At 70.5% G+C, this 6,705-nt stretch carries 6 protein-coding genes; 1 reads left to right on the forward strand and 5 read right to left on the reverse strand.

Going from position 1 to position 6,705, the window contains the following annotated elements:
* From VFZ20_RS04405 to VFZ20_RS04425, 5 genes are all read right to left on the reverse strand, one after another.
* A partial coding sequence (locus tag VFZ20_RS04405; protein WP_329682619.1) for a glycosyl hydrolase 115 family protein occupies nucleotides 1-1,486 on the reverse strand: 1,486 nt, incomplete at its 3' end.
* Nucleotides 1,487-2,557: 1,071 nt separating this feature from the next.
* Nucleotides 2,558-3,148 (reverse strand): hypothetical protein, encoded by a 591-nt coding sequence (locus tag VFZ20_RS04410; RefSeq protein WP_329682620.1) that lies wholly within the window; start codon nucleotides 3,146-3,148, stop codon nucleotides 2,558-2,560.
* A gap of 48 nt (nucleotides 3,149-3,196) precedes the next feature.
* Nucleotides 3,197-3,784: a hypothetical protein gene (locus VFZ20_RS04415; protein ID WP_329682621.1), complete on the reverse strand. Its 588-nt coding sequence runs from the start codon at nucleotides 3,782-3,784 to the stop codon at nucleotides 3,197-3,199.
* A 381-nt stretch (nucleotides 3,785-4,165) separates the two neighbouring features.
* The gene (locus tag VFZ20_RS04420) at nucleotides 4,166-4,399 is read right to left on the reverse strand and encodes a hypothetical protein (RefSeq protein WP_329682622.1); all 234 of its coding nucleotides are present in this window, start codon (nucleotides 4,397-4,399) and stop codon (nucleotides 4,166-4,168) included.
* A gap of 5 nt (nucleotides 4,400-4,404) precedes the next feature.
* The gene (locus VFZ20_RS04425; RefSeq protein ID WP_329682623.1) at nucleotides 4,405-5,124 is read right to left on the reverse strand and encodes a FadR/GntR family transcriptional regulator; all 720 of its coding nucleotides are present in this window, start codon (nucleotides 5,122-5,124) and stop codon (nucleotides 4,405-4,407) included.
* A gap of 146 nt (nucleotides 5,125-5,270) precedes the next feature.
* On the opposite strand from VFZ20_RS04425, the gene VFZ20_RS04430 reads away from it, so the two are divergent.
* Nucleotides 5,271-6,260, forward strand: a complete 990-nt coding sequence (locus tag VFZ20_RS04430; protein WP_329682624.1) for an aldo/keto reductase — start codon at nucleotides 5,271-5,273, stop codon at nucleotides 6,258-6,260.
* Nucleotides 6,261-6,705: the final 445 nt, after the last annotated feature.

Consider the following 6,705-nt stretch of genomic DNA (forward strand, 5'->3'; position numbering starts at 1 on the left):
CCCAGTCCCGCGTCCACCGCGGGATGCGCTCGGCGGGGAAGGCGTCGGGGTTCCAGGCGTAGTCGAGGAAGAACGAGATGGGGAGCTCCATGGGCTTGATGTCGCCCACGTTCACGATCCAGATGCGGTCCGCGCCGTTGCGCCAGGCCAGGTGCATCTGCTCCCACACGCGGGAGACCTGGGTGGTGTTGATCCACTTGTAGTTGCGCGGTCCGCCCACGTAGTCGAAGTGGTAGTACACGCCGAATCCGCCGGCGCGGCCCCGGTCCGCGGCGGACGGCAGGCGGCGGATGTTGCCCCAGTTGTCGTCCGCGAACAGGAGTGTGACGTCGTCGGGAACGCGCATCCCCTGGTCGTAGTAGTCCTGCACCTCCTTGTACAGCGCCCACACCTGCGGCTGCTCGGGGAGCGGACGCCCCGTCTCCTCCGCCAGGATCGTCCGCTGGTCGGCGACGATGCGCTCCAGCAGGGCGATGGCCGTGCCCTGCGTCATGGGCTCGTCGCCGTCGCCGCGCATGGCGAGGGTCACGATGCTCTCGTTCCCCGCCATCCGGCGGATGCCCTCGCGCCAGAACGCCCGCAGCGTGCTGTCGTTGGCCTGGTAGTTCCACGCGCCGCTGCCGAACCGCCGCCACTCGTCGTGCGCCCGCATCATCGGCTCGTGGTGGCTGGTGCCGATGACGACGCCGTACTCGTCCGCCAGACGCGCGTTCTGCGGATCGTCCGCGTAAAAGGCGCTGCCCCACATCGCGGGCCACAGATAGTTGCCGCGCAGGCGCAAAACGAGCTCGAAGACCCGCTCGTAGAACTGGTGGTTGAAGCCGCCGAACCGCTCGCGCGCCCAGCCGCTGAGGGCCGGCGCCTCGTCGTTGATGAAGATCCCGCGATACCGCACGGCCGGCTCGCCCAGCGTGAGCCGACGCGGCGCCACGTGCAGCTCCGGCTGACGGCGCACGGGCACGTCCGCCCACCAGTACCACGGGCTCACGCCGATCTGCCGCGACAGCTCGTAGATGCCGTAGATGGTGCCGCGCCGGTCGCTCCCCGCGATCACCAGCGCGCGGTCGATGCCGGGCGCGGGGCGCTCGACCACCTGGAGGACGAACGTCTCCCACTTTCCCGCCACGTCGCGCACGTCCAGCCGCCCCGCGCGCACCAGCCCGTCGATCACCGGGTCGCGCCCCAGCGTCCCGATGAGCACGACGTCCCGCCCCGCCGGCATCGCGCCCGTCGCGAGCTCCGGCGCCGTCCCGGTGACGCGCTGGACGTCCGCCGCGAGGTCGCGCGCGGCGCGGACGACGCCCGCGTGCTCGTCCGCCGCCACGTGCAGGGGCGCCGCGCGTCCGCCGCCGGCCAGCGCGAACCGCCCGCCGCCCGCCCGCGCGGAAACGTACTCCTGCGCCGCCGCCGGCACGCACGCCAGCAGCGCGCAGGCGACGAGCGCCGCGCGCAGGAATCGGACGGGACGGGTGAGGGGGAGATGCATCGGCGGTCCGGTAGGGGCGAATTCGCGTTGAGCCGAATTCATAATATGACCTGATCCCCTTCCGCAACCCCTTTTGTTCAGAGGGCGAGCATGGCGAGCGGGACCGGCGGGGTTTACCGAACGCGGATAAACATCGAACACGTTGGTTTCCTGAGGGTGTTGGCGAACCTCGGGCTCGAAAGAGTCATCCTGAGGAGCCGCCGCGCGATGCCTGCCTGGGCTCGATCCATGGCGGCGACGAAGGATCTTGTATGCGAGATTCGGGGCCGGCTTCCAGGCATGAAGCCAGCCCCGTGGTTTGGACACAAGATCCTTCGGTCGCGCCAAAGTCCCGCGCGCATTCACGTTACGCGCGGCGCTCCCTCAGGATGACGCTCGCTGGGTTCCGTCGAAAGGAGGGTTTGGCAACGCCCTCCGAGACTGGAAGAGTGTTGCCGAACCTCGGGCTCGAAAGCGTCATCCTGAGTGAGGAGCCGCCGCGCGATGCCTGCCGAGCTTGATCCATGGCGGCGACGAAGGATCTTGTGTGCGAGACTCGGGGCCGGCTTCCAGGCATGAAGCCGGCCCCGTGGTTTGGACACAAGATCCTTCGGTCGCGCCAAAGTCCCGCGCGCGTTCACGTTACGCGCGGCGCTCCCTCAGGATGACGCTCGCTGGGCTCCGTCGAAAGGCGGGTTTGGCAACGCCCTCCGAGACTGGAAGAGTGTTGCCGAACCTCGGGCTCAAAAGCGTCATCCTGAGGAGCCGCCGCGCGATGCCTGCCTGGGCTGGATCCATGGCGGCGACGAAGGATCTTGTATGCGAGACTCGGGGCCGGCTTCCGGGCATCAAACCAGCCCCGTGGTTTGGACACAAGATCCTTCGGTCGCGCCAAAGTCCCGCGCGCATTCACGTTACGCGCGGCGCTCCCTCAGGATGACGCTCGCTGGGCTCCGTCGAAAGGCGGGTTTGGCAACGCCTTCCGAGGGAGCGCCCGCGCAGAACCCTCCCGTTCACGAGACCACGGGCGCGACCGAAGGATCATCGCGGGGCAGGGACTTCGCCGCTGGACTGGCTTTTCCGGATCCGAGTTTACAGGCGGCTGAACCAGTCCGCGATGGAGAGGATCTCGACGTGGTGGATGGGGAGCAGCGGCAGGCGCACGGTGTCGGTGCGCACGCCGGCGTCCGTCTCCACCCGCACGGTGACGACGGCAACGTGCTCCTCGGACGGCAGCGGCACCTCGCCGCGCGCGCCCGCCGTCGTGGAGTCCGGCAGCACCTCGACGGGGGACAGGGGCGCATTGACTGTCGCCCCACCCTTCCGGGGGATGATGGTCAGGCCGATCTCCCGCACCTCCGTGGCGCGCTGGCAGCCCGTCTCCGCCGGCTCGTCGCAACGTACAAACACGCTCGTCCGGTAGGGCGTGCCATAGCGCTCCACGTGCCGGCCCGCGCTGTCGTACTCCGTCAAGCTTCCGTAGACCATCAGGATGAGCGTCCGTCCCTCCGCGAGCTCCGTGCGCTCCGACTGGAACTCGTACCGCTCGTAGACGAAGCCGCCGAAGAGGTCCATCGCGGCGAGCACCGCGACCACGGACAGCCCCGCGAGGGCCGCGAGAACCCACGTCCACCGCCGCGCGCGCGGCGTCCGCCCGCCCTTCGCGGGGACAGTGTCCGCCATCGTCCGATCGCTCATCCAGGGGTAGACATCAAGGCGGCAGGGAGGGCGCTACAGGCGGCTGATCCAGTCGCGCAGGGAGCGCGTCCGCGTCGTGAAGGTGGGGACCAGCGCCAGGCGCACGGTGTCCGTGCGGGCGGCGGCGGAGTCCACCTCCGTCCGCACGATGACGACCGCGACGTGCTCCTCGTGGGCCAGCGGCGTCTGGCCGATGGTGTGGGCCGTCATGGAGTCCGGCATCAGCCAGACGGGGGACAGCGGCGGGACCACGGCCTCCCCACCCCGCCGCGGGGTGAGCGTCAGGCCGATCTCCCGCACCTCGGACCGGCCGCACGGGGTGTCGGGCCGGTCGCAGCGTACCCAGACGTTCGTCCGGTAGGGGCTTCCCCAGCGCTCCACGTGCCGGCCCGCGCTGTCGAGCTCCGCGTATCCGCCCTCCACCTGCAGGATGAGCGTCCGCCACTCCGGAAGCGCGACCTCCTCCGAACGGAAGCCGTACGTCTCGTACACGGTCACCCGGAGCAGGCCGATCACCCAGAGCGCCCCGAGCACGACCAGGATCACGATGCCAGGCCCCATCCACCTCCGCATCCGCCCCGGCCGCGACGCTTCGCCGTGCCGCGGAACCGTGTCGGCCATCGTCCGCTCGCTCATTGTACGGTGATATGAATCGGGCACGGGGGATCGCGTCGTCCTCCGCCGCCAGTGCTGAACAGAACGTCCGGGCTGGGCTCGTGCGTGAAGGCAGGCCCCGCGCGAGCGCCCCCGCCGGGCTCGCGGAGCTCGCCCACCTCCCCCAAAACCCCTGGGGGAGGTTGAACCGCCCTTTCATCCTGCGAGCCCCAGGTTTGTCATCCCCCTCTCGGGTGCGGTCCGCCGCCGCGAGCGCCCGCATCGGGTGCGTATCATGGTGCGACGAGCGGGAGCCAAAGGGAAGGAAGTCGTGCGTGGCGTACGCGAAAACGGGCACGGGAGACCGTGTCGTCCTCCGTGCCCGTGCTCGATTTCGATCGGCTCCGTCTATGCCGCGTGGTCGCGCACGCCCCGCCACAGCAGCCCGACGAAGAGCGCGCAGCCCGCCACGAGGACGAACCAGCTGCCGACCACCGGCATCAGCAGCTCCAGGCGGACCTGTCCGGCGGCGTCGGAGAACTCGCCCTGCGGATTGTGCTGTGCGGCCACGTACCCCATGGCCCCGCCCGCGACCAGCCCCGCCGCGAGCGCGAAGGTGACGACGCCGGCGTAGCGCCGCATCCGGCTCAGCGGACGGGGTGCTTGTCGGGGTCCCAGCGCTGGATGGCCTCGCGCACGCCTTCCAGGTGGGTGCGCATGCGCTCCAGGGCCAGGGGCTCGTCGCGCGTCTCCAGGGCCTGCAGGATCTCCAGGTGCTCCTCGTGGTCGCGCCGCCGCGAGCCGAACACCTCCAGGATCAGCCGCTGCTCCTCGGCGAACAGCTCGCGCAGCACGTCCAGCAGCTGCACCAGCACCTCGTTGCCGCTGGCCAGGGCGATCTGCCGGTGGAACGCCATGTTGATGCGGTTGAGCAGCGCGTCGTCGTCCAGGCTGCGGCCGGCGCTGGCCAGCAGCGTCCGCATCTCGTCCAGGTGCTCGTCCGTGGCGTTCTTCGACGCCAGCGCGGCACTCTGCATCTCGATGGGGATGCGGGCCTGGATCAGGTCCGTCAGCAGCTTCTTGGTCACACCGCCCGCGTAGCCGGGACTGGCCAGCACCAGCACGTCGTCGCTGCGGGTGACGTACACGCCGGAGCCGTGGCGGATCTCCACCGCGCCCATCGTCTCCAGCTTGCGCAGGGCCTCGCGCACGGTGGGATGGCCCACCTTGAAGCGCTGCGCCATCTCCATGATGGTGGGCAGGCGGTCGCCGGCCTTGTAGCCGGACGACTGGATGAGGTGCCAGATCTGCTGCGCGAGCTTGTCGGCCAGGCTCTGCTTCATCACCGGCGCCAACGCGTCCTTCATGCACACCTCTCTTGAGTCGCGGGTGACGCCGCGGTCCGCGTCCTGGTCCGCGCCCCGCACGCCGCTTGCGGTAGGGGCGCGGGACAGATCAGATGATAATAACAGGCCCGGGGGCCGCTTCCAACCACAACACGGGAACACCACACGTGGAGCATCGCGAGCTGGGGCGCACGGGATGGCGGGTGAGCGCCATCGGGTACGGGGCGTGGGCCATCGGCGGCGACGCCTGGGGCCGCACGGACGATGCCGAGTCGCTGCGGTCGCTGCACCGCGCCATCGACCTGGGCGTGAGCTTCCTGGACACGGCCGACGTGTACGGCGACGGCCACAGCGAGCGCCTCATCGGCCAGGTGCTGCGCGAGCGGCCGGGCGAGGACCTGGTCGTGGCCACCAAGGCCGGCCGCCGGCTGGACCCGCACGTGGCCGCGGGCTACGACCGCGCCAACCTCACGGGGTTCGTGGAGCGCAGCCTGACGAACCTGGGCGTGGAGCGCATCGACCTGCTGCAGCTGCACTGCCCGCCGGGCGAGGTCTACCACATGCCCGAGGTGTTCGGCGTGCTGGACGACCTGGTCACGGCCGGCAAGCTGCACCACTACGGCGTGAGCGTGGAGCGCGTGGACGAGGCCCTCAAGTCGCTGGAGTACCCCGCCGTGCAGTCCGTGCAGATCATCTTCAACATGTTCCGCCTCAAGCCGGCCGAGCGCTTCTTCGCCGCCGCGCGCGAGGCGAAGGTGGGGATCATCGCGCGGGTGCCGCTGGCCAGCGGGCTGCTGAGCGGCAGGATGCGCGCGGACACGGCGTTCGCGGCCCAGGACCACCGCAGCTTCAACCGCCGCGGCGAGGCGTTCGACCAGGGCGAGACGTTCAGCGGCGTGGAGTTCGAGGCCGGCCTGGCCGCCGTCGAGGAGCTGCGTCCGCTCGTCCCCGAGGGCGCCACGCTGGCCCAGCTGGCGCTGCGCTGGATCCTGATGTTCCCCGAGGTGACCACGGTCATCCCCGGCGCGCGCAACACGCGGCAGGCCGAGGACAACGTCCGCGCGGCCGAGCTTCCGCCGCTCACGGACGCGCAGATGGAGCACGTGCGCGCCGTGTACGACCGCTGGTTCCGCGAGAGCGTGCACCCGCGCTGGTAGGCGACACCCTCCGGCTCTCGCGCCGGGGATTCGGCGGGGCATCCGGCGGTGGAAACGATTCCAGCACGGGAGAGATCAGCGGATCGGGGATGGATACGCGCGAAGGGCGAGCGCCCCCCATCCCCGACCCTTCCCCCATAAACAGAATGGGGGAAGGGAGAACTTCATCGCGGGCTCCGGGATCCTGCTGGATGGCGGAGTGTGTTTCGCCCGCCGAGGGCCCCCTCCCCCCGGCCCCCTGCCCCCGCTTCGCGGGGGAGGGGGAGAACCCCAGCCTCAGCACGGGCCGACTTCCGCGCGCGGAACCCGCCCCCGCGCCAACCCCTCCCCCGAAGTTGGGGGAGGGGTCGACCGCCGTTGCGAGGAACGAGCAAAAAGGCGGTCGGGGGAGAGGGCCCCCCGTCGCGCAGCGACGGGGTCCCATGCCTCCGCACAAATCTCCCGC

Source organism: Longimicrobium sp., assembly GCF_036280135.1.
Classification (GTDB): Bacteria; Gemmatimonadota; Gemmatimonadetes; order Longimicrobiales; family Longimicrobiaceae; genus Longimicrobium.

Coding starts and splice junctions, on each gene's coding strand:
- VFZ20_RS04410 (WP_329682620.1), bottom strand. CDS start 3,148: ATGGCGGACACTGTCCCCGCGAAGGGCGGGCGGACGCCGCGCGCGCGG.
- VFZ20_RS04415 (WP_329682621.1), bottom strand. CDS start 3,784: ATGGCCGACACGGTTCCGCGGCACGGCGAAGCGTCGCGGCCGGGGCGG.
- VFZ20_RS04420 (WP_329682622.1), bottom strand. CDS start 4,399: ATGCGGCGCTACGCCGGCGTCGTCACCTTCGCGCTCGCGGCGGGGCTG.
- VFZ20_RS04425 (WP_329682623.1), bottom strand. CDS start 5,124: ATGAAGGACGCGTTGGCGCCGGTGATGAAGCAGAGCCTGGCCGACAAG.